The sequence below is a fragment of the Knoellia terrae genome, assembly GCF_048606435.1.
GTDB classification, from domain to species: domain Bacteria; phylum Actinomycetota; class Actinomycetes; order Actinomycetales; family Dermatophilaceae; genus Knoellia; species Knoellia terrae.
This window is the reverse complement of record NZ_JBMBWH010000005.1, coordinates 128,162-149,905: the sequence shown is the minus strand read 5'-3', so window position 1 is coordinate 149,905 and position 21,744 is coordinate 128,162. Positions and strand designations below refer to the sequence as shown.

General features: G+C 71.9%; 22 protein-coding genes. 10 read left to right on the top strand and 12 right to left on the bottom strand.

Annotated features, from left to right (window positions below):
- Positions 1 to 231 precede the first annotated feature (231 nt).
- Both ACOJV9_RS09080 and ACOJV9_RS09075 read left to right on the top strand, forming a co-directional pair.
- Positions 232 to 885, top strand: coding sequence for a TetR/AcrR family transcriptional regulator (locus tag ACOJV9_RS09080; RefSeq protein ID WP_420184876.1), 654 nt, complete (start codon positions 232 to 234; stop codon positions 883 to 885).
- A 92-nt stretch (positions 886 to 977) separates the two neighbouring features.
- Entirely contained in the window at positions 978 to 1,568 is a 591-nt protein-coding gene (locus ACOJV9_RS09075) for a TetR/AcrR family transcriptional regulator (RefSeq protein WP_420184875.1), read from the top strand.
- A gap of 39 nt (positions 1,569 to 1,607) precedes the next feature.
- Here the strand turns inward: ACOJV9_RS09075 and ACOJV9_RS09070 are convergent, their stop codons facing one another.
- From ACOJV9_RS09070 to ACOJV9_RS09050, 5 genes are all read right to left on the bottom strand, one after another.
- Entirely contained in the window at positions 1,608 to 1,820 is a 213-nt protein-coding gene (locus ACOJV9_RS09070; protein WP_420184874.1) for a dodecin, read from the bottom strand.
- A gap of 227 nt (positions 1,821 to 2,047) precedes the next feature.
- Positions 2,048 to 2,914: a 5-oxoprolinase subunit C family protein gene (locus ACOJV9_RS09065; RefSeq protein ID WP_420184873.1), complete on the bottom strand. Its 867-nt coding sequence runs from the start codon at positions 2,912 to 2,914 to the stop codon at positions 2,048 to 2,050.
- The gene (locus tag ACOJV9_RS09060; protein WP_420184872.1) at positions 2,911 to 3,567 is read right to left on the bottom strand and encodes a 5-oxoprolinase subunit B family protein; all 657 of its coding nucleotides are present in this window, start codon (positions 3,565 to 3,567) and stop codon (positions 2,911 to 2,913) included. The genes ACOJV9_RS09065 and ACOJV9_RS09060 overlap by 4 nt, the downstream gene beginning before the upstream one ends.
- Positions 3,568 to 3,572: 5 nt before the next feature.
- Entirely contained in the window at positions 3,573 to 4,340 is a 768-nt protein-coding gene (locus tag ACOJV9_RS09055) for a LamB/YcsF family protein (RefSeq protein WP_420184871.1), read from the bottom strand.
- Positions 4,341 to 4,346: 6 nt separating this feature from the next.
- A complete protein-coding gene (locus ACOJV9_RS09050; protein WP_420184870.1) occupies positions 4,347 to 5,594 on the bottom strand; it encodes an NRAMP family divalent metal transporter in 1,248 nt (415 codons plus the stop codon).
- 144 nt (positions 5,595 to 5,738) lie between these two features.
- Between ACOJV9_RS09050 and ACOJV9_RS09045 the strand changes: the two genes are divergently transcribed.
- The gene (locus ACOJV9_RS09045; RefSeq protein ID WP_420184869.1) at positions 5,739 to 6,440 is read left to right on the top strand and encodes a GntR family transcriptional regulator; all 702 of its coding nucleotides are present in this window, start codon (positions 5,739 to 5,741) and stop codon (positions 6,438 to 6,440) included.
- Positions 6,441 to 6,572: 132 nt separating this feature from the next.
- Here ACOJV9_RS09045 and glnA read toward each other — a convergent pair whose 3' ends face one another.
- A complete protein-coding gene (glnA, locus tag ACOJV9_RS09040) occupies positions 6,573 to 7,997 on the bottom strand; it encodes a type I glutamate--ammonia ligase (protein ID WP_420184868.1) in 1,425 nt (474 codons plus the stop codon).
- 169 nt (positions 7,998 to 8,166) lie between these two features.
- Between glnA and ACOJV9_RS09035 the strand changes: the two genes are divergently transcribed.
- Positions 8,167 to 8,607 (top strand): RDD family protein, encoded by a 441-nt coding sequence (locus ACOJV9_RS09035; protein WP_420184867.1) that lies wholly within the window; start codon positions 8,167 to 8,169, stop codon positions 8,605 to 8,607.
- A gap of 8 nt (positions 8,608 to 8,615) precedes the next feature.
- On the opposite strand, the gene ACOJV9_RS09030 is transcribed toward ACOJV9_RS09035, so the two are convergent.
- Positions 8,616 to 9,350, bottom strand: coding sequence for a DUF4191 domain-containing protein (locus ACOJV9_RS09030; protein WP_420184866.1), 735 nt, complete (start codon positions 9,348 to 9,350; stop codon positions 8,616 to 8,618).
- Positions 9,351 to 9,418: 68 nt separating this feature from the next.
- Positions 9,419 to 10,444 (bottom strand): lipoyl synthase, encoded by a 1,026-nt coding sequence (lipA, locus tag ACOJV9_RS09025; protein WP_420184865.1) that lies wholly within the window; start codon positions 10,442 to 10,444, stop codon positions 9,419 to 9,421.
- Positions 10,445 to 10,623: 179 nt separating this feature from the next.
- Between lipA and ACOJV9_RS09020 the strand changes: the two genes are divergently transcribed.
- Entirely contained in the window at positions 10,624 to 11,076 is a 453-nt protein-coding gene (locus tag ACOJV9_RS09020) for a hypothetical protein (RefSeq protein WP_420184864.1), read from the top strand.
- 29 nt (positions 11,077 to 11,105) lie between these two features.
- On the opposite strand, the gene lipB is transcribed toward ACOJV9_RS09020, so the two are convergent.
- Positions 11,106 to 11,738 (bottom strand): lipoyl(octanoyl) transferase LipB, encoded by a 633-nt coding sequence (gene lipB / locus ACOJV9_RS09015; protein WP_420184863.1) that lies wholly within the window; start codon positions 11,736 to 11,738, stop codon positions 11,106 to 11,108.
- 60 nt (positions 11,739 to 11,798) lie between these two features.
- Between lipB and ACOJV9_RS09010 the strand changes: the two genes are divergently transcribed.
- From ACOJV9_RS09010 to ACOJV9_RS09000, 3 genes are read left to right on the top strand one after another with little or no spacing between them, the layout of a single operon-like run.
- The gene (locus tag ACOJV9_RS09010) at positions 11,799 to 14,045 is read left to right on the top strand and encodes an MMPL family transporter (RefSeq protein WP_420184862.1); all 2,247 of its coding nucleotides are present in this window, start codon (positions 11,799 to 11,801) and stop codon (positions 14,043 to 14,045) included.
- A 9-nt stretch (positions 14,046 to 14,054) separates the two neighbouring features.
- A complete protein-coding gene (locus tag ACOJV9_RS09005; protein WP_420184861.1) occupies positions 14,055 to 15,110 on the top strand; it encodes a Gfo/Idh/MocA family protein in 1,056 nt (351 codons plus the stop codon).
- A 1-nt stretch (position 15,111) separates the two neighbouring features.
- Positions 15,112 to 15,705: a DinB family protein gene (locus ACOJV9_RS09000; protein WP_420184860.1), complete on the top strand. Its 594-nt coding sequence runs from the start codon at positions 15,112 to 15,114 to the stop codon at positions 15,703 to 15,705.
- A gap of 7 nt (positions 15,706 to 15,712) precedes the next feature.
- Here the strand turns inward: ACOJV9_RS09000 and ACOJV9_RS08995 are convergent, their stop codons facing one another.
- Positions 15,713 to 16,447 (bottom strand): Type 1 glutamine amidotransferase-like domain-containing protein, encoded by a 735-nt coding sequence (locus ACOJV9_RS08995; protein WP_420184859.1) that lies wholly within the window; start codon positions 16,445 to 16,447, stop codon positions 15,713 to 15,715.
- A gap of 98 nt (positions 16,448 to 16,545) precedes the next feature.
- Between ACOJV9_RS08995 and ACOJV9_RS08990 the strand changes: the two genes are divergently transcribed.
- Positions 16,546 to 17,172 (top strand): DUF5701 family protein, encoded by a 627-nt coding sequence (locus tag ACOJV9_RS08990; protein WP_420184858.1) that lies wholly within the window; start codon positions 16,546 to 16,548, stop codon positions 17,170 to 17,172.
- A gap of 51 nt (positions 17,173 to 17,223) precedes the next feature.
- Positions 17,224 to 18,738, top strand: a complete 1,515-nt coding sequence (locus ACOJV9_RS08985) for a serine/threonine-protein kinase (protein ID WP_420184857.1) — start codon at positions 17,224 to 17,226, stop codon at positions 18,736 to 18,738.
- A gap of 18 nt (positions 18,739 to 18,756) precedes the next feature.
- Here the strand turns inward: ACOJV9_RS08985 and ACOJV9_RS08980 are convergent, their stop codons facing one another.
- Together ACOJV9_RS08980 and sucB are read right to left on the bottom strand one after the other, a co-directional pair.
- Positions 18,757 to 19,653 carry a TIGR01777 family oxidoreductase gene (locus ACOJV9_RS08980; RefSeq protein WP_420184856.1) on the bottom strand — a complete coding sequence of 299 codons (897 nt, stop codon included), beginning with the start codon at positions 19,651 to 19,653 and terminating at the stop codon, positions 18,757 to 18,759.
- A 5-nt stretch (positions 19,654 to 19,658) separates the two neighbouring features.
- Positions 19,659 to 21,710, bottom strand: a complete 2,052-nt coding sequence (sucB, locus tag ACOJV9_RS08975) for a 2-oxoglutarate dehydrogenase, E2 component, dihydrolipoamide succinyltransferase (RefSeq protein ID WP_420184855.1) — start codon at positions 21,708 to 21,710, stop codon at positions 19,659 to 19,661.
- Positions 21,711 to 21,744 lie beyond the last annotated feature (34 nt).

Here is a 21,744-nt window from a genome sequence, read left to right as displayed (position 1 = left end):
TCGCTACGTCACTGTAGTGTCTACTACAGTGAAGGTAGAGCACCGCAGCCGTGAGGGCAAGACCCCCTCGTCTTCTCACTGGCGTGGCACGCGACACCGTGCGCAACGACAGCCTGCTGGCGGTGTTTTACTACAGGGAACGCACACCAGGCATCTCGAGGCGCTCGCCGCACCAGCGCGGGCAACCGGCTGGACAACGGGTGCGACACGGGACAGCAGAAGGCGGATCACATGACGGCCAAGACCGCCAAGACGGCCAAGACGGGCCGGCGGCACCGGCAGGGCGACGAGTCGCGCCTGGCGATCCTCGACGCGACCCTGGAGATCGCCGCCGAGCGGGGCTATGACGGGACGACCGTCGCGCTCGTGCAGGAGGCAACCGGGCTGCCGGCGAGCTCGATCTACTGGCACTTCGGCAGCAAGGACCAGCTGCTCGCCGCCACCCTGGAGCACTCCTACCTGTCCTGGCGGGCGACGGCTCCGACGTGGAAGGCCGCGCCGGAGCCGGAGGACTTCGAGGACCGGGTCGAGAGACGCTTCCAACGCGCCGCCCACTCCCTGACGGCGTCGCCCCAGTTCTGGTCCCTGGGGCTGCTGCTGACCCTTCAGCAGCGCGTCAAGGAGCCCGCGGCGAGACGGCTCTACGCGGAGGTTCGCCAGGACACGGAGCGGGCGATCCGCGACTGGTGGACGTCGGTGCTCACTCCCGAAGCCGGGGAAGGCGACCCGGAGCTGACCACGCGACTCGCGCGGTTCCACATGATGTTCATGGACGGCCTCTTCCTCCAGGTCCGCTCCTCCGACCACAAGGACGTCAAGCGGCTGGTGTCGCTCGCCGCACGTGGGCTGGCGCGGCACCTCGAGCGCATGGGAGCGGCGTCATGACACCGAGGATCACCGAACCGAGCTCGCCGGCTGCGACGACGGCGAAGGCGCGGGCGAGAGCGAACGCCTCGACGCCGGATGGGACCTCAGCAGTGGCACCGACCGAGCGGTCGCGCGACCGCATCATGGCCGCCGCGTCGGAGCTGGCCAAGGAGCGCGGAGTCGCTGGGGCGACGATCGCCCAGGTCTGCCAACGGTCCGGTCTGCCGGTGTCGTCGGTCTACTGGCACTTCGAGGACAAGGACCACCTCTTCGCCGAGGTGATCCGCACCAGCTTCGCCCGGTGGCTGGTGACCGTCCCGCGCTGGGAGGTCACCGCCGACACCACGATCGAGGAGGGCCTGCGGCGGGTGCTCGGTCAGTCCTCTCGCACGTTCACCGACATGCCAGCCTTCCTGAGGATCGGCATGCAGGTGCTGCTCGACACCGGCGAGCAGAACGTCAAGACCCGTGAGGCCTACCTCCAGGTCCGGGAGCAGGTCGGCCACATGATCGCGGCCTGGATGGGAGACCTCCTTCCCGAGAACGTCGGGACACGTACCGCCGAGGACCTCGCTGGGCTCGTCGTGGCCTTCTCCGACGGCATGGTGGTCGGGTCGCAGGTCTACCCGAGCTGGGAACCGGACGAGTACGTCACTCTCCTCGCCGGCACGATCGCCTCGGCCATCGAGTCCCGCTCCTGAGTCCTCCGTCGGCGGCCGGTGACACCGCCGACACTCGGATCACTTCTCCACGCGGAACCCCAGCTTGAGACCCACCTGCCAGTCGGCGACCTGACCGTCGTCCCCGAGGTGCCCGCGGATCTCCGTCACCTCGAACCAGTGGAGGTTGCGGACCGACTCGTTCGCGGAGGAGAGGGCCATCCCCACCGCCGCCTCGATGCTCTCGGGTGAGCTTCCGACGAGCTCCGAGATCGCGTACACGTGATTGGCCATGGGTGCCTCCGGGCGTTGCGCCGGACGCCGATCGTCCGGCTGTGGCCCCAACGTAGACCCGGGACCGCTTCGCCGTCACCCGTCGGCAGCGTCCTCCGCCGAGCGAGAAGTGCGCCGTTCGCCGGGGACGACCATGAGGGTGCCTTCGGGGCCCGGTCGGCCACGGTCGGCGACGGACGGCCCCGGGGCGAGAGGCCGACCTCCACCATCGCTGAAGCCGATCGGGTTCAGAGGTTCCAGCGGAGCCTCACCGGTTGACCGGGCTGGAGCTGTGCCGCCCGGTCGACGGAGGCCGCTCGCACGATGCCGATGACCGGGTAGCCGCCGGTGACCGGGTGGTCGTTCAGGAAGATGACCGGCTGCCCGTTGGGGGGCACCTGGATGGCGCCGCGCACCATGCCTTCACTCGGCAGTTCCGCGTCGCGCAGATCGGGAGTGCGCTCCAGGGGCTCCCCCTCGAGGCGGATCCCCTTGCGGTCGCTCCGCGAGGAGACGGCCCAGGTCGTCTGCGCGAGCCGCTCCGGGCGGGCGAACCAGTCCAGGCGTGGACCGGGCAGGACGTCGAGCTCGACCGCGCCCGTTGCAGCCTCGGGAACTCCGGCGACGTCGACGTGGGGGAAGTGCGCGGTGCTCGTCCCGACGGGGAGCACCTGCCCGGCTCGCACCGGCTCGGCGCCCAGTCCCGACATCGTGTCGTACGAGACGGAGCCGAGGACTGCCGGGACGGCGAAGCCACCGCGCACCGAGACGTAGGTGCGCAGCCCGGCCACCGGCATACCCAGGGAGAGCTCCTGACCGTCTCGGACCTGGAAGGGTGCGGCTCGCGGCACCGGCCGGCCGTCGACCTCCGCGGGTGTGGTGGCGCCCGTGAGGCAGACGAGCAGGTCCCCGGACGCCCGCACCCGCAGTCCCCCCATCGTCACCTCGAGCGCGGCGGTCCCCGTGACGTTGCCCAGCAGGCGGCCGCCGAGGAGGTATGACCCCAGATCGGCCGCGCCCGCGCGGCCGACCCCGACGGCGAGGTGCCCGATCCGACCCACGTCCTCCAGCAGGGTCAGGGGGCCGGGGGCGAGGACCTCGACGCTGCGGATCATGACCCCGCCCGCGTGAAGCGGACCGTGGTACCGGGGACGAGCAGCGCGGGAGGGTCACGGTCCGAGTCCCAGAGCACGACCTCCGTGCTCCCGATGAGCTGCCAGCCGCCCGGCGACTCTCGCGGGTAGATGCCGCTGAACGTCCCGGCCAGCGCCACCGCCCCGACGGGGACGCGCGTGCGCGGCTCCGCCCGCCGGGAGACCTCGAGCCGGGGGTCCCCACCGACGAGGTAGGCGAATCCCGGCGCGAAGCCGCCGAACCCCACCCGCCACGGGGTGCCGGTGTGGGCGTCGACGACCTCGGCGACGCTGAGGCCGGTCTGCGCGGCGACGTCCTCGAGGTCGGGACCGTCGTAGCGGACCGGGACCTCGATGACGGCAGCCTCGCTGCGGGTGGCACTCCGGCTCGCGCGGGCGGCGGCCGAGCGGATCTCGGTGGCCAGGTCGGCGAGGTTCGTGCGCGGTCGCGCGACGACGAGCAGCGTCCGAGCCGCGGGCACGAGGTCGTCGACGTCGGCCCAGACACCCTCGCCGGCCCGGGCGAGCGGGGCCAGGGCGGAGTCGAGGGCGAGCACGGCGTCGATGTCGTCGGTCTCGACGAGCCACGCCGTCTCGCCCATCGGGAGGAACCGCACGGGAATGCCAGTCGACACGAGGGCTACCTCGTGAAGGCGGCGATGGTGACGCCGGCCCCGGTGAGGGCGGCGCGGACAGCCCCGGCCATCTCGACGGCCCCGGGGGAGTCGCCGTGGGTGCAGATCGAGTCGGCCCGGACGGCCACCTCGGTGCCGTCGACCGCGGTGACGACCCCGTCGGTGGCGAGCCGCACCATGCGCTGCGCGACGTCGTGCGGGTCATGCAGGACGGCGCCGGGCTCCCGCCGCGACACGAGGGTGCCCTCGGGGGTGTAGGCCCGGTCGGCGAACGCCTCGGTGACGGTCCGCAGTCCGGCGGCCTCGGCCCGGCGGAGAAACACCGACGCCGGCAGGCCCAGGACCGGGAGGGTCACGTCGACGGCGACGACCGCCCGGACGACGGCCTCCGCCTGGGCCTCGTGGTGCACGATCGCGTTGTAGAGGGCGCCATGCGGCTTGACGTAGGCGACGCGGCCCCCGGCCACCCCCGCCAACGCCTGGAGGGCACCGACCTGGTAGATGACGTCGGCCGTCAGCTCGGCGGGGTCCATGTCGATAAACCGGCGGCCGAAGCCGACGAGGTCGCGGTAGCCCACCTGGGCGCCGATGACCACGTCACGCTCGACGGCCTGCGCGCAGGTCTCCCGCAGGGTCAGGCTGTCGCCGGCGTGGAAGCCGCAGGCCACGTTGGCGCTCGTGATGAGGTCGAGCATCGCCGTGTCGTTCCCGAGCTGCCAGGTGCCGAGGGACTCGCCGAGGTCCGAGTTGAGGTCGATCCGGGTGGTCACCATGGCGGCTCAGCCCCAGAGGGCGCGCAGGCCGGTGATCGACTGGTAGCCGAGCCACAGCGTGAGCAGCCACGCCAGGACGCCGACGGAGAGGAGCCACTTCGGATAGGCGTAGCCGCGCAGGAGGTCGCGCCGCCGCCAGGCCACCCAGAGGATCACGGTGAAGCCGATGGGCAGGATCAGGCCGTTGAACCCGCCGGCGAAGACGAGCAGGTTGACCGGGGCCTTGCCGAGCACGAGGAAGAGCACCGTGCAGACCGCGATGAACGCGACGGTCGCGAGGTTGCGGGTGCGCGGAGACGTCTGCTGGGTCGTGAGGAACGAGACGGTGGTGTAGCTCGCGCCGATGACTGAGGTGATCGCCGCCGCCCAGAAGATGATGCCGAACGCCCGCAGCCCGAAGTCGCCGGCCGCCTGCTCGAAGGCGCTCGCAGCCGGGTTGTCGGCGGCGAGCTTGGCCCCGCCGTGGACGACCCCGAGGACGGCGAGGAAGAGGATCGCGCGCATGACACCGGTGACGATGATCCCGAAGACCGAGCCCTTGGCGATCTCGCGCACGTGCTGCGGACCGGTGTTGCCGGTCTCGATGAGGCGGTGGGCACCGGCATAGGTGATGTAGCCGCCGACCGTGCCTCCGATGAGGGTGGTGATGGCGAGGATGTCGATCTGTTCGGGAAGGACGGTGTTCTTCAGCGCGAGCCCGACCGGCGGGGCGCTCGTGAAGGCGATGTAGGTCGTGAGACCGATCATGACGAGGCCGAGACCGACGACGACCTTGTCGAGGGCCGCGCCGGCGCGCTTGACGAGGAAGATCCCGATCGCGATCGCGGCGGACAGGATCGCGCCGACCTTGGGGTCCAGACCGATCATGGCGTCGGTCCCCAGGCCCGTGCCGGCGATGTTGCCGATGTTGAAGACGAGCCCACCGAGCAGGATGAGCAGGGCCAGAGCCCAGCCGAGACCGGGCGCGACGCGGTTGGCCAGCTCGTTGGCGCGCAGGCCCGAGACGCCAATCACGCGCCACACGTTCATCTGCACGGCGATGTCCACGAGGATCGAGACGACGATCGCGAAGGCGAACGCCACGCCCAGCTGCACGGTGAAGTTCGTGGTCTGCGTGATGAACCCCGGACCGATGGCCGACGTGGCCATGAGGAACATCGCGCCGAGGAGGGCGCTGCGGCCCTTGGCCTTCTGCTCCGCCTCGCTCGGCGGTGCCGGCTCTGCGGGAGGAACTGGTGTGGTCCTGGGATCCATGGGGGCTCCGACCTCTGGGACGCCAATGCCCTGACGTGGGGGTCGACCACGACGTTGTGGTCAGGACTGACCGTAGCGGATTGTTGAACAATCGGACAAGAGTTTTGTTCAACAATTCTACGCGCGGCGGCATACAGTGAGGTCGTGCCCAACAGACTCCTCGCGGCGGCCCTCGACCGCATCCCCAGCGACCACGGCGTCCACCCGTCGGCGGCGGAGCGCATCGTGGCGATCCTGCGCACGCAGATCGTCGACGGTGCGCTGCGGTCCGGTACGCGACTGACCGAGGAGACCATCAGCGCGTCACTCGGCTTCTCCCGCAACACGATTCGCGAGGCCTTCGCGCTGCTGGCTGCCGAGAGGCTCGTGGTCCGGGAGCCGAACCGCGGTGTCTTCGTCGCCACGCCGACGCTCACCGACGTCCACGACCTGTATGCCGCCCGCCTGGCCATCGAGCCCGCCGCACTGGCGCACGGACCGGCCTTCACGCAGGACACCCCGAAGCAGCTGCAGGGGATCGTCGACGCGGCTCGCGCGGCGCACGCTTGCCAGGACATGGCCGGGGTGGCGCAGGCCAACCAGGAGTTCCACCGCGCGATCGCCGGCATCAACGGCAGCCGCCGGATCGACCTCCTCATGGAAGGTCTGCTTGCCGAGATGCGGCTCGTCTTCCACCTCATGGACGACGACTCGCGGTTCCACGAGCCCTACCTCGAGCGGAACGCCGAGATCGTCCGGCGGCTCGTCGACGACGGTCGACCCGCGGCGGCCCAGGCCCTGCGGGACTACCTGAGCGACGCCCGTGAACACCTGCAGTCCGCGCTGGGCGACACCGCCGACACCTGACCGGCGTCGACGTCGTCGCCGTCAGTTGGACGCGGACGAGTCCTCACGAGCCGCCGTGGTGGTGGCGCGGAATGCTCGTGAGGACTCGTCAAGAACTGCGGCAGGCGAAGAGGCCTCCGACTGCGGTTGTGCTCAGATGTCGAAGTACATCTCGAACTCGTGCGGGTGCGGGCGGAAGCGGATCGGGTCGACCTCGTTCTTGGTCTTCCACTCGATCCACGTGTCGATGAGGTCCTGCGTGAACACGTCGCCCTCGAGCAGGAACTCGTGGTCGGCCGCGAGCGCCTCGAGCACGGCCGGCAGCGAACCCGGCACCTGCTCGATGGCCTCGTGCTCCTCCGGCGGCAGCTCGTAGAGGTCCTTGTCCACGGGCTCGGGCGGCTCGATGCGGTTGCGGATCCCGTCCAGGCCGGCCATGAGCTGCGCGGCGAACGCGAGGTAGGGGTTGCACGACGGGTCCGGGATGCGGAACTCGATGCGCTTGGCCTTGGGCGAGTCGCCGGCGATCGGGATGCGGACGCACGCGGAGCGGTTGCGCGCCGAGTAGACGAGGTTGACCGGCGCCTCGTAGCCGGGGACGAGGCGGTGGTAGGAGTTCACGGTCGGGTTCGTGAAGGCGAGGACCGCGGGGGCGTGCTTGAGCAGGCCACCGATGTACCACCGGGCCAGGTCGGACAGGCCGCCGTAGCCGCGCTCGTCGTAGAACAGCGGCTCCCCGTCCTTCCAGAGCGACTGGTGCGTGTGCATGCCCGAGCCGTTGTCACCGAAGAGCGGCTTCGGCATGAAGGTCGCCGTCTTGCCGTCCTGCCACACCGTGTTCTTGACGACGTACTTGAACTTCATCATGTCGTCGCCCGACTGGAGCAGCGTGTTGAACCGGTAGTTGATCTCCTGCTGGCCGGCGGTGCCCACCTCGTGGTGGCTGCGCTCGACGTTGAGGCCGACCTTGGCGAGGTTGAGGCAGATGTTGTCGCGGCTGTCGGCGAAGTGGTCGACCGGCGGGACGGGGAAGTAGCCGCCCTTGTAGCGGGTCTTGTAGCCCTGGTTGCCCCCCTCCTCCTCGCGACCGGTGTTCCACGCCGCCTCGACCGAGTCGAGGTAGTAGTACGACGCGTTCGCCTTGGTCTCGAACCGGACGTCGTCGAAGACGTAGAACTCGGCCTCGGCGCCGAAGAAGGCGGTGTCGGCGATACCGGTCGACGTGAGGTACGCCTCGGCCTTGGCGGCGATGTTGCGCGGGTCGCGGCTGTAGGGCTCGTCGGTGAACGGGTCGACGATCGAGAAGTTCATGATGAGCGTCTTGTGCTCACGGAACGGGTCGAGGTAGGCGGTGCGGACGTCAGGGAGCAGCTTCATGTCGGACTCGTGGATCGCCTGGAAACCGCGGATCGAGGACCCGTCGAACGCCTGGCCGTCGGTGAAGAACGCCTCGTCGAGGGTGTGGGCCGGCACGTTGAAGTGCTGCATGACTCCGGGCAGGTCACAGAATCGAATGTCGACGAACTTGACGTCCTCGTCCTTGATGAACGACAGGACCTCGTCAGCAGAGCTGAACACGTGGGGTCTCCTTGGCTGGGGCGGGCGGGGCGGCGCCCCGGGCATGGCACCGACCCTAGGGGGCACCGGTTTCTCGTCCATGACCCGGATGTTTCACCGGTGTTACACCCTGCCAGAGGCCTCCATGCCCGCGTCGGGCCGTCTCGGGCGGACGGCATACAGTCCTGCTGTGAGGACGACGGAACCGCAGGAGTATGCCGGCCAGCAGCTCGGCATGCCGGCCGCCGGTCCGGGGTCGATGGCTCCGCTGTGGCGTCGGGCGATCGGGCTGCTCCTCGACTGGGGCCTCGTGCAGCTGCTCTCGGCGCTCGCCTTCGGCGCCGAGCTCGGCGCTGGAGGAGTGCAGGCGTTCGTGCCGCTCGGCATCCTCGCCGTCCTCAACGTCCTCAGCATCACGGCGTTCGCCGCCACGCCGGGGCAGGCGTTGCTCGGCATGCAGGTGCTCCAGGTCCGGCCCGGCTCCTTCGCGCTCCAGGTCCTCATCCGCACGGTCCTGCTGTGCCTCTTCGTCCCGGCCGCCCTGTCCGACCGCCACGGCCGGGGCTTCCACGACGCGGCGGCCGGCACGGTCATCGTCCGACGAGGGGGAGTGCGCTCAGAGCGTGCGTGACCCTCGGGCTACTTGCCGCGCATGGCCTTGCGGTCGACCCGGGCGCGGGTGGGGTCCATGCCGGCGGGGACGCCGGTGCGCAGGCCGCCGAGCGACTTCAGGCGCTTGTTGACCACGGAGGTCTCGTCCTTGGTGAGGACCGGGCGCATGCGGGTCAGCTTCGAGCTGATCTTGCTGACCTTGACGTCGTCGTCCCCGTCGCCGATGACCCAGAGGTGGACCGGCACGCCCGGCGCGACGCGGTTGACCTTCTTCTCCTCGGCCTTGAGCAGCTTGAGGGCACGCTGCCGTGGACCCTCGCCGAGGAGCACGACACCGGGACGGCCGAGGGCGCGGAAGACCATCGCCGCGCCGGTGAGGTCGCTCGGCTTGGAGGCGCGGGCGGCGTCGACGGCCACCGGCTCGGTCGAGGCGTACCAGCCGCGCCGACCCATGCTCTGGAGGGCGGCGCCGGCGGCACCGGTCTGGCCCTCGAGCATGCCGTACATGGCCTTGTTGCCGCGCCGGTTCATGACGAAGGTGGCGGCGAGGAGCGCGGCGGGGATGGCGATGAGGATGAGGTACCAGCGCCACAGTCCCCCGAGGAGGAAGCCGATCCCGACGATGACCGCGAAGGTCAGGAGCGCAGCCCCCAGCATGAACCACCCGATCTTCGGGTCGAGCTGCTTGATGGCGCGGTAGCCCTGGCGGATCTCGGCGAACCGCCCGGGCTTCTTCTCTGCGGTGGTGGTCTCTTTGGCCACGGGGTGCGCGCTCCTGCGTCAGGGTGTGGCGCGCACGTCGCGCGCCGGAACGGAAACGTTCTCGAGGATCAGGATACGGCCCGCGCGGAGCGCGCCACCAGCGACGCGGCCTCCTGGCGGGCGGGGTCGCCGGCGGCCTGCGCGAGGTGCGACAGGTGCTCGGGGATCGGGCGGCCCCACTTCGTCATCGCGGTCGCCCACAGGCGGCCGGCGCGGTAGGAGGAGCGCACCAGCGGACCGGCCATGACGCCCTTGAAGCCCATGTCCTCGGCCACGGAGCTCCAGTGGACGAACTCCTCGGGCTTGACCCAGCGGTCGATCGGGTGGTGCAGCTTGGAGGGGCGGAGGTACTGGGTGATCGTGAGGATGTCGCAGCCCGCGTCGTGCAGGTCCGCGATGGCCTGCTCGACCTCGTGGTCCTCCTCACCCATCCCGAGGATGAGGTTGGACTTCGTCACCAGCTCGGCCTCGCGTGCCATCGAGAGCACCTTGAGCGACTTCTCGTAGGTGAACGCGGGCCGGATCTGGCGGAAGATCCGCGGCACCGTCTCGAGGTTGTGGGCGAACACCTCGGGGCGTGCGTCGAAGACCTGCCCGACGAGCTCGGGCTTGGCGCCGAAGTCGGGGGGGAGGATCTCGACGCCGGTGTTGGGGTTGAGCGCGTGGATCTGGCGGATCGTCTCGGCGTAGAGGCCGGCGGCGCCGTCGGGCTGGTCGTCACGCGCGACACCGGTCACCGTCGAGTAGCGCAGGCCCATCGACCGGACCGACTCGGCGACGCGGCGGGGCTCGTCGAGGTCGAGGCTCGTCGGGCGGCCGGTGGCGATGTCGCAGAAGTCGCAGCGGCGGGTGCACACGTCACCGCCGATGAGGAAGGTCGCCTCCTTGTCCTCCCAGCACTCGAAGATGTTGGGACAGCTGGCCTCCTGGCAGACCGTGTGGAGGCCCTCCTTCTTCACCATCGAGTGCAGCTGGGTGTACTCCGGCCCCATCTTCGCGGTGGTCCGGATCCACTCGGGCTTGCGCTCGATCGGGGTCTCGGCGTTGCGGGCCTCGACACGCAGGAGACGACGTCCTTCGGGTGCGACAGTCACGCACTCCAGAGTACGCCCGGGCCCGGACAGCCCTGAACCCGCCGGTGGCGAGGGCACGCGGCGCGGCAACCGGCGTCGTCCGCCGGGTCGTGACGCTCGACGAGCCGACGAGAAGATCCGTATGCCGCGCGGTGTGCCCGGACAGGGAACCGAGGGAGGGCGGCCGACGTCGGAGGGACATGAGACGACTGGCTGCGCTCGGACTGACCGGTGTGCTTGCGGCGTGCGGGTCGGTGAGCGACGTCGGCGACGTCCCGGGCCCGGCCTCCACGCCCGGCGCGTCGACGAGCACGGGCCCCGGCCCCGCCCCCAAGCCCGGCCCCGGCACCGACACCGACTGCGGCAAGGTCGTCCTGGCCCAGGGGCAGCGGCTCGAGGTCGTCGGCTCGCAGGAGCGGGCGTGTCTCGAGGAGGCACTGCGGGACGGGCGCGGAGCGACGCTGTCGGTCACCGAGCCCACCGTCGAGGGCGACCCCATCGTCACCTCGTGGACGCTCGCCGACGACGGGACGCTGACCGCCGACATCGACAGCAGCCAGGACCGCTTCGGCGGCGAGCCGAGGCTGACGCGGGTCTTGTGCGGCCGGGTCTCGGCGCTGCCGGACCCGCTGCGGTGCGACGGGAGCGGGTGACGCGCCCCGGCATACACCGTGTCGGGGACTCAGCCGAGGACGTCGGTGAGGTGCTTCTCGGCGTAGGGGAGGAGGTCCTGCACGGTGACCGTGCGACCGGCCTCACGGGTGATCGAGGACACCCCGGCGTCGGCGATGCCGCAGGCGACGATGTTGTCGGCCCACGACAGGTCGGCGTCGCAGTTGAGCGCGAAGCCGTGCATGGTCACGCGACGGCTGACCCGCACACCGATCGCCCCGAGCTTGCGGTCGGGACCGCGGTCGTCGGCGAGCACCCAGACACCGCTGCGCCCCTCGACGCGCACGGTCTCGACGCCGAACTCACGAGTCATCCGCATCATCGCGTCCTCGAGCCGGCGGACGTGGGCGACGACGTCGATGGGCACCTCCGGCAGGGCGACGATCGGGTAGCCGACGAGCTGCCCCGGACCGTGCCAGGTGATGAGGCCGCCGCGGTCGACGTCGACCACCGGTGTGCCGTCGAACGGGCGCTGCTCGGGCTGGGTGCGCTTGCCTGCGGTGTAGACGGCCGCGTGCTCGAGGAGCAGCGTGATGTCCGGCTCGCGACCCTCCGCGACCGCGGCGTGCACGGCCCGCTGCTTCTCCCAGCCGTCGAGGTAGTCGACGTAGTCGGGAGCGAAGCCCAGGTGCACGAACCGCATGCCCCCACCGTATGCCGTCCGACCGACTGCCGCGTCGCCGCGGGGACCTAGGGTGATCGGGTGAACCAGCGCAGCGCCCGCCCCGGCCGGCCCAGGTCCGTGCTCGTCGGCGCCATCGTCGTCATCCTCTGCTGGCTCGCGGTCGGAGCCGTCGGTGGCCCGGCGACCGGACGGCTCTCCGAGGTGCAGAAGAACGACAATGCCTCGTTCCTCCCCGTCGACGCCGAGTCCACCGCCGTCCTCGACAGGGTGGGCGCCTTCAGCGACGAGGAGGAGGTCCCCCTCATCCTCGTCGCCGAGGACCGCGACGGCAGCGAGCTCGACCAGGCCGACGGCCTCGCCCTCCTCCGGCTCACGGAGGACCTGCCGGGCATCCCGCTGCCCGGCACAGACCGCACGCTCGGCGACTACATCGTCGAGGGGACGCGGCTCCAGCCGGTCCCGAGCGAGGACCGCAAGGCCGTCCTCGTCATCATCCCGCTCACCGAGGCGGCGGTCTCGGAGGTCGTCGACGGGGAGTCGCCGATCATCGCGGCGGCGGAAGAGGTGCGGGTCAAGGCACGCATCGTCCTGTCCGGCACGGGGCTCACATCCAGCGTCGGTGGACCGGGAGGGCTGGTCGCGGACTTCTCGGCGGCCTTCGCGGGCATCGACGGCGTCCTCCTGCTCGTCGCTCTCGCCGTCGTGCTCGTCATCCTGCTCATCGTCTACCGCAGCCCGATCCTGCCGGTGGCCGTCCTGCTCAGCGCCGTGCTCGGGCTCAGCCTCGCCGCGCTCGTCGTCCGGCCGCTCGCCGAGAACGGCACGATCGAGCTCTCCGGGCAGTCGCAGGGCATCCTCTTCATCCTCGTCGTCGGCGCCGCCACCGACTACGCGCTGCTCCTCGTGAGCCGCTTCCGCGAGGAGCTGCACGGCGAGCCGAGCACGTGGGTGGCCATGCGCCGGGCCTGGCGCGGATCGGTCGAGCCCATCGCCGCCTCCGGGGCCACCGTCATCCTCGGGCTGCTGTGCCTGCTGCTCGCCGACCTGCGCAACACCGCGGGCCTCGGCCCCGTGGGCGCTCTGGGCATCGCCGGCGCACTGCTCGCCTCCCTGACGTTCCTGCCCGCGGTGCTGCTCGTCATCGGACGCAAGGCGTTCTGGCCGTTCGCTCCCCGGCTCGACAACGTGCACGCGGAGGACGTCGTCGGCACGCGTTCGCTGTGGGGCCGCGTCTCGGGCCTCGTCGGTCGTCACCCCCGGCGGGTCTGGGTGGCCACGCTGGCCGCCCTCCTCGCGGCGGCGGCGTTCGCTCCCACGTTCTCCGCCGAGGGCGTGAGCATCAAGGACACCTTCCTCACCGCGACCGACTCGGTGGACGCGCAGGCGGCCATCGAGCGCCACTTTCCCGCCGGCTCCGGGAGTCCGGTGCAGGTCGTCGTGCCGGCCGAGCAGGCCGAGGCCGCGCGCGAGGTGCTCGACGCCGACGCCGGCATCGAGGGCGCCTTCGTCGGGCTGACCCCGCCGGTCCCCGGCCGGCCCGCACCGGCCGCGGAGCCCGTCGACGGGCTCCAGCTGGTGCAGGGCACCGCGACGGGCGCGTCGGACAGCGCCGAGGCCGAGGAGACCGTGCGCCGGCTGCGCGTCGCGCTCGACGACGTCAGTGACGAGGCCCTCGTCGGCGGCCAGGCGGCCATCAACCTCGACGTGCTCGAGGCGAGCGGCCGGGACCTCCGGGTCATCGTGCCCGCCATCCTCGTCGTGATCTTCCTCGTGCTCTGCCTGCTCCTGCGCTCGTTCGTCGCCCCGCTCCTGCTCGTCGTCGCCAACGTCGTGTCGTTCGCGGCGACCATAGGGATCGCCGCCCTCGTCTTCGACCACGTCCTCGGCTTCGGCGGCAGCGACCCCGCGATCCCGCTCTACGGCTTCGTCTTCCTCGTGGCGCTGGGGATCGACTACTCGATCTTCCTCATGACCCGCGTCCGGGAGGAGTCGGTGCACCGCGGCACACGCCCGGGCATCCTCGTCGGGCTGGCCGTCACCGGGGGAGTCATCACGAGTGCCGGCATCGTCCTGGCCGCCACCTTCTCGGCGCTGTCGGTGCTCCCGCTGGTCTTCCTCGTCCAGGTGGCCTTCATCGTCGCCTTCGGCGTCATCCTCGACACCTTCGTCGTCCGCAGCCTGCTCGTCCCGGCCCTGGCCTACGACCTCGGACCTCGGACGTGGTGGCCGGCGCGGCTTGCGGGAGACCGGCGGGAGCCTGAGGAGGGCACCCGCGGCACCGCATCGGACGAGACCTCCGAGGCTGCGCAGCCGCTGGCCCACTAGGGTCCAGCCATGGTCAGAGTCGGTCTCGCAGGGTACGCATCGGCAGGGCGCCAGATCCACGCGCCGCTCCTGGCGGAGGCCGGGCTGGAGCTGGCCGCGGTGGCCACCTCCAACCCCGAGCGCCGTGCCGAGCTCGCCGGGGACCACCCGCGGGCGCAGGCCGTGGACGACCTCGATTCGCTGCTCGCCGTCGAGGGGCTCGACGTCGTCGTCCTGGCCACGCCGACCGGCAGCCACCTGGCCCACACCCAGCGGGTGATCGAGGCCGGCCTTCCGTGCGTCGTCGACAAGCCGCTCGCCGTCACCGCGGACGACGCGCTCACCCTCGTGGACCTGGCCGAGCGCGAGGGCGTTGCGCTCACGGTCTTCCAGAACCGGCGCTACGACCCGCAGTTCACGACCCTGGCGACGGTCGTGCGAGACCGTCTCGCGGGGGAGCCCTTCCGGTGCGAGCTGCGCTGGGAGCGCTGGCGGCCGGTCGCCAAGGACCGCTGGCGCGAGAACGCCCTGCCGAGCGAGGGTGGCGGCATCCTGCTCGACCTGCACTCGCACCTCGTCGACATGGCCGTGCAGCTCTTCGGCCCGGTGGTCACCGTCTTCGCGACGGTGGACGCCCGCAGCACGACGTCGGACGACGACGCCTTCCTCGTATGCCGCCACGACAGTGGCGTGACGTCGCACCTCGGTGCCACCTCGCTGTCGGGGGCCGCAGGGCCGCGCGTTCGACTGCTCGGGCGGGGTGCGGCATACGTCCAGAACGACTTCAACGGTGAGCCGAACGTCTTCCCCGACACCGCCGACCTCGACGAGCAGCACTGCGGCTGGCTCTATCGCGAGAGCGAGCGCGAGCCGGTGACGAAGACGAACTCGAGCGCGGCAGAGTTCTACCGGGCCGTGGGCGCGGCCCTGTCGGCGCCGGACCCGCAGGCCGCCATGCCGGTCGACCCCCGCGACGCCGTGCACACGCTCGCCGTCATCGACGCAGCCCGGACGAGCGCCGAGGCGCAGCGCGTCGTCGAGGTGATCACGCCGGGGACCCGGCCCGGCCACGCCGAGGAGGTCTGACGTGTCCGACGACGCCAAGGCCGTCCTCCATCGCTACCTGGCCCGGGCCCGTGAGGCCGTGCTGTGGAAGCTCGAGGGCCTGTCGGAGCACGACGCCCGCAGGCCGCTCACCCCGACGGGCACGAACCTCCTCGGGGTGGTCAAGCACCTCGCGGGGGTGGAGGCCGGCTACTTCGGCGACTGCCTGGGCCGGCCCGTCCCGGACATGCCGGAGTGGTACGCGCAGATGATGACCGACACGCTCGAGGACAACGGCGACATGTGGGCGGGCGAGCACGAGTCCCGGGAGTCGGTCGTCGCGCTCTACCGGCGCGTCACCGCGCACGCCGACGCGGTCATCGGCGAGCTCGATCTCGACGCCACCGGCACCGTCCCGTGGTGGGGCGAGGCCGGAGAGGCGGTCTCCCTGCAGTGGTTCCTCGTGCACATGGTCGCCGAGACGAACCGGCACGCGGGGCAGATGGACATCGTCCGCGAGCTCGTCGACGGCGCGGCCGGGATGCGGCCCGATGCGACCAACCTCCCGGACGGAGACGCCGACTCCTGGGCACGGCACCGGCAGCGCCTGCAGGACGTGGCCGACCGCTTCGCCTGACGAGCGGTCAGGGGGTGGGGAGCCGCCGCGGGTCGACACGCTCCTCGACGGCACGGTCGCCGTCGCGGGTCACGACCCAGGCGCCCTTGCCGTCACGCTCGGAGACCGCCTCGACGAGCTCGGTGCCGTGGTAGACCAGCCCCACGCCGTCGTCGGTGCAGTGCGTGGTGGGCAGGGTCCCGTCCGTGACGAGCCGGTGGACCAGCGGTCGTCGACGCTCCTCCGAGTCGTAGTGGACGCCGTTGCCCCACGGGAGCAGGGCGAGACCGTTGGTCACGGCGCGCAGCTCGGGACCGAAGGAGTCGGTCGTGCCGCCGACGTACCAGCAGATGGACCCCGCCGAGACACCGGAGAGGACCACCCCGGCCTCCCAGGCCGACCGCATGGCCGGGCCGAGGTCGTGGACGGCCCACACGGCGAGCAGGTTGGCGACCGAGCCGCCGTTGACCCAGACGACGTCCTGCTCGAGCATGTGCCCGGGCACGTCGTCGAGGTTCGGCATCGGGAACAGGTCCAGCGTCGTGAGCTCGAACCCGGCGACCCGGGCCGCCTGGTGGAGGTGGTCGTTGAAGAACCGCTGGTCCCCGCTGGCCGTGCCGAGGACGGTGATCCGGGGCCGCCGCCCGGAGACGCCCGACAGCTCGACGGCGTGGTGCACGAGCGCGTCGAACTCGAGGTGGGTCCGGGTGGCCGGGCGGTAGCCGCCCGAGGTCGCGAGGATCGTCGGCTGGTCGGCAGGCATGCCCCGCACCCTATGACGCGCCGGTCCGGCCCGACCGCCCGGGAACGACGCGGGAACCCCACGCGTTGAGCCTTCGCCGACAACGCAGAGGGGGACGCATGTCATTCGAGGACCAGGTCGACCGGCTCGTGACGATGGGGTACCCGGCGCTGGCCGGGCTGGAGGAGGCGGCCTTCCGTGACGTGCTCGCTCCGCTCGCCACGCAGGCGCACCGTCTCGACGCGGCGGGCGGGGAGGACCGACCGGGGCGGACGGCATACGTCGTCGTCGTCACCCGGACGCTCGTCGACCCGACGACGACCGTCCCGCTGCTTCGCCTCGTCGGGAGCCGCAGGCCCGGTGTCGTCGACCGCAACCACGCGGTCGGGGACCTCGCGACCTACGACCCGTTGCCGGAGCTGGAGGTGCCGGCGTCCGCGGCGTACCTACTGGTCGACGTGGACCGTGGTGAGGAGTTCTGCGGGGTGCGCCCGGAGGAGGCACTGCCGGTGATCCGCGGACGGGGTCGCGCGCCGCTCACCATCGACGAGGGGATCGCCGTCGTCACCCACGCTCCGGAGCTGCTCGAGAAGAACCGGTGCTTCATGCTCTCGGGATCGCGCCGGGCGGACCGTCGGGTGCCGGCGATGTGGATCAGTGACCGGGCGCCCAAGCTGGGCTGGTGCTGGGACGGCAACCCGCACTCGTGGCTCGGTGTGGCGTCGGCCGCGGAGCGGGTCGCCTGACCCTGTGGAGAACTCGGCGGCTGGTTTCCCTGCCTCCGCCAGAGTGAGGCGATGGAAACTTCGCCGCTGACCGCTCCGACGGCGTATGCCGGCCGGCACCGGCTCGAGGACCACCTCGCTCCCCGCGTGGCCGGCTACGAGGTGCTCGGGCCGTTGGCCCGTGGCGGGTCGGGCACGGTGTGGGCGGCGACCGACGCCTCCGGCCAGCCGGTGGCGATCAAGGTGGTCCCGGCGGCGGACGCGGACGACGCGCTCGTCGAGCTGGCGGTGCTCGGCCGCATCGCCGACCCCCACCTCGTGCGCCTGCACGAGGCCGTGGCGCTGCCGTCGGGGGACGTGGCCCTGGTGATGGACCACCTCACCGGCGGCACCGTGGGTGCGGTGGTGCGCGCCCGCGGTCACCTCGCGGCCGGCGAGGTGGTCACGGCGCTGGTCCCGATCGCGTCGACGCTGGCCCGCCTGCACGCGGTCGGGGTGGTCCACGGTGACGTCTCACCCGACAACGTCCTGCTCGACGGCGGCGGGCGGCCGTACCTCGCCGACCTCGGCGTGGCGCGGATCGTCGGGGAGCGGCTGTCGGAGGTGCGGGGGACCGAGGGGTTCGTCGCACCGGAGGTGGCCCTGGGAGCGTCGCCGACGGCGGCCTCCGACGTCCACGCGGTGGGGGCGCTCGCGTGGTTCTGCCTCACCGGCAGCGTGCCCGACCCGGCCGCGGTGCGGGGGCGCCTCGCCGAGCGGGTGCCGGGGCTGCCCGGGGCCCTCGTGACCACGGTGGAGGGGGCCCTGCGGCTCGACCCCGCGGACCGGCCCGGGGCCGACGAGCTGGCCCTGGCCCTCTACGAGAGCGTCGAGGCGCTGCCGCTTCCCCTCACGCAGGGCCGTGACGACGTCAGCCTGCTCACGCGGCGGATCCGTGCCGCGGCCCGCGCCGCGCCGGCCCCACCGTCGGGCGGTCATCGGCGCCGTCTCTGGGTGCGCTCCCTGGTCTCCCGCGTCCGGGCCTTTCGTCGGCCCGGGCGGTTGTCGTCCGGTCTCGTCCTGGCCGTGTCCTGCGCCGCCCTCCTCGTGGTCCTGGCGGCGGACCGGGCCGTGTGGTGGGCGCACGCCCCCGGGAGCGGGGCACAGGGTCAGGCGTCACCCGCGCCACCGAGGCCACCGGGAGACCTCCGGATGCTCGCCGACGCACCGGAGCGGGACCCGCTCGGCCTCGTGCGGGCCTTGGCCGCGGCGCGGGCCCGGGCGTGGGAGACCGGGATCGCGGCTCGCCTCGTCGAGGTCGATGCGCCCGGCTCACCCGCACTGGCGCGAGACACCGAGGTCCTGGCCGGGGTCCAGCGGGCGCAGCAGCGCTACGTCGGCCTGACGTTCGACGTGCGTGAGGCCGTGGTCTCCCGTCGCGGCGACGGCGTGGCGAGCATCCGGACCCGGATCGACACGGGGGCGCACCTGGTGCGCAGTCCACGAGGGGAGGAGCCTCGCCCGGCGACCTCGGACGCTGCCGTGATCCTCGACCTCGTGCACACGCCGACCGGGTGGCGGGTCCACGAGGTCAGGGAGCTTCCATAGGTGCCTGGCGCGAGCGACCTAGCGGTTGGCGAGCAGCCAGCGAACCGCGTCGGGCAGGGTCGCGTGGTCGTGGACGAAACCGCTGTCCTGCAGCCGTTTCGGCACCGCTCGTTGGCTCGACGTGATGTCGTCCGCCATCTCCCCGACGATGAGCTTGAGGGCGAGCTTCGGAGCAGGGAGCACGGTCGGGCGGTGCAGCTGCCGGCCCATCTCGGCGACGATGTCGCGCTGGCGTGCCGGGTCGGGGCCGGTGATGTTCACCGGCCCCTCGAGCCGCTGGTCGATCACGTGCTCGATCGCGCGCACCTCGTCCTGGAGGGTGATCCACGGCCAGTAGTGCCGCCCGTTGCCGAGCGGTCCGCCGAGCCCGAAGCGGGTGAGCAGCAGGAGCAGCTTGATCGCGTCGCCGGTGGGCGCGAGCACGATGCCGGTGCGCGCCAGCGTGACCGGGGCGCCCGCGGCGCGAGCGGGTTCGGTCGAGCCCTCCCAGGCTCGGACGAGGTCGGCGAGGAAGCCCGAGCCACCGGGGCTCTCCTCGGTGAGCAGCTCGTCCCCCCGGTCGCCGTAGTAGCCGACCGCGGAGCCGTTGACGAGGTGGATGGGCCGACCGGTCTCGGCGATCGCCGTGGCCAGGGCGGTGGAGCCGTCGGTGCGTGAGGAGATGAGCTCCTTCTTGAACTCGGGGTTCCAGCGGTGGGCGCCGATGCTCACCCCGGCGACGTTGACGACCGCGTCGACGCCGTCGAGCACCGCGGGGTCGAGGTGGCGGGTCGAGGGGTCCCACTGGACCTCCGAGACGTGCTCGGACGGGCGACGGACCAGGCGCACGACCTCGTCCCCCCGTGCACGCAGGGAGCGACACAGCGCACCGCCGATAAGCCCGGACGAACCTGCGACGGCGATGCGCTGTGTCATGGTGCTCAGAGACCCAGGTCCGCCTCGAAGGCGCCTTCCTCGAGTCGCTCCTTCACGGTGCCGAGGAAGCGGGCGGCGTCCGCACCGTCGACGATGCGGTGGTCGTACGACAGCGCCAGGTAGACCATCGACCGGATGGCGATCGTCTCGCCCCCGTCGGCGTCCTTGACGACCACGGGACGCTTGACCACGGCACCGGTGCCGAGGATGGCGACCTGCGGCATGTTGATGATCGGGGTGTCGAACAGAGCGCCGCGCGACCCCGTGTTGGTGATGGTGAAGGTGCCACCGGCCAGGTCGTCGGGCGTGATCTTGTTGGTGCGGGTGCGCTCGGCGAGGTCGGCGATGTTGCGCGAGAGCCCGGCGATGTTGAGGTCGCCGGCGTTCTTGACCACGGGGACGATGAGTCCCTTGGGGGTGTCGACGGCCATGCCGATGTTCTCGCTGCCGTGGTAGATCACCGTGTCGCCGTCGATGCTCGCGTTGACGGTCGGGTGGACCTTGAGCGCCTCGATCGCCGCGACGGTGAAGAACGGCAGGAAGCTGAGCTTCGTGCCCTCGCGCTTGGCGAAGTCGGCCTTCGCGCGGTCACGCAGGCGGGCGATCTTGGTGACGTCGACCTCGACGACCGTCGTGAGCTGGGCCGAGCTCTGGAGCGACTCGACCATGCGCGTGGCGATCATCTTGCGCAGGCGGCTCATCTTCTGGGTCGTGCCGCGCAGGTCGGTGTCGCCACCGGAGGCGGGCTTGGCCGCTGCCGGGGCCGCCTGGGCCGCGGCAGGAGCCGCAGCGGGCTCGGGAGCCGGTGCCTTCGCCGCCTCGGCGGCGGCGAGGACGTCCTGCTTGCGGATCCGGCCGCCGACGCCGGTGCCCTTGACGGTGCCGAGGTCGATGCCGTTCTCGGAGGCGATCTTGCGCACGAGCGGGGTGACGTAGGCCAACGCGTCCTGCGACTCCTCGGACCCACCGGAGGCGGGTGCCGGAGCGGTGGCCTCGGCCACCTCGCCCTGCGAGGGAGCCGGCTCGTCGGGTGCCACGCGCTGGGCCTCCGTGGGCTGGTCGCTGGTCGTCTCGGCCGGCTTCTCGGCGGCCGGCTTCTCCGCGGGCGCCTGCTCCTGCTGCTTCGGCTGCTCCTGCTGCTTCGGCTCCTCGGCCTGCTGGGGCGCGGCCTCGGGCTCTGCGGACTGACCGGGGCTGGCAGAGCCCGGCTCGGGTGCGGCCTCCTCGGCGGCGGGCTGGGCCGGTGCGGCGGCCTGTGACGTGTCGGTGTTGTCCGAGGCCGCGGCGTCTCCGCCGGCGCTGCCGCCGACCACGGCGAGATCTGCGCCGACGGGCACGGTCTCGTCCTCCTGGACGAGGATCTTGCTGAGGGTGCCGGCGACCGGGGAGGGGATCTCGGTGTCGACCTTGTCGGTCGAGACCTCGAGGAGCGGCTCGTCGACGGCGACCTCGTCGCCCTCGGCCTTGAGCCAGCGCGTGATGGTGCCCTCGGTGACCGACTCGCCGAGCGCAGGCATGGTGACGGTCGTGCCACCACCGCCGCCGTCGCCACCGCCGCCGCCGCCGGAGGGCGGGGCCGGGGTGGAGGGCGCCGGCGCGTCCTGGGCGGGGGCGTCCTTCGCCTCGTCGGGCTGCGGCTGGGCCGGCTCCTGGCCGCCCTCGTCACCGGCCTGCGTGACGGCGTCCTGGTCCTTCGGCGAGTCGATGGCGTCACCGTCGCCGGACTGGCCGGTGTTGTCCTCGGTCGTGGCCGCCGGTGCGGGCTCGTCGGGTGAGGCGGACTCCTCGGCGGGCGCGTCGTCGCCCCCGCTCGGGGCGGCACCGTCACCGATGACGGCGAGGTCGGCGCCCACGGCCACGGTCTCGTCCTCCTCGGCGAGGATCTCCTGCAGTGTGCCGGAGACGGGGGAGGGGATCTCGGTGTCGACCTTGTCGGTCGAGACCTCGAGCAGCGGCTCGTCGACCTCGACCTGGTCGCCGACGTTCTTCAGCCACCGGGTGACGGTGCCCTCGGTCACGGACTCGCCGAGGGCGGGCATGGTCACACGTTCGGACATGGTGTCAGTTCTCCTTCGAGACGGTGGCGTTCGT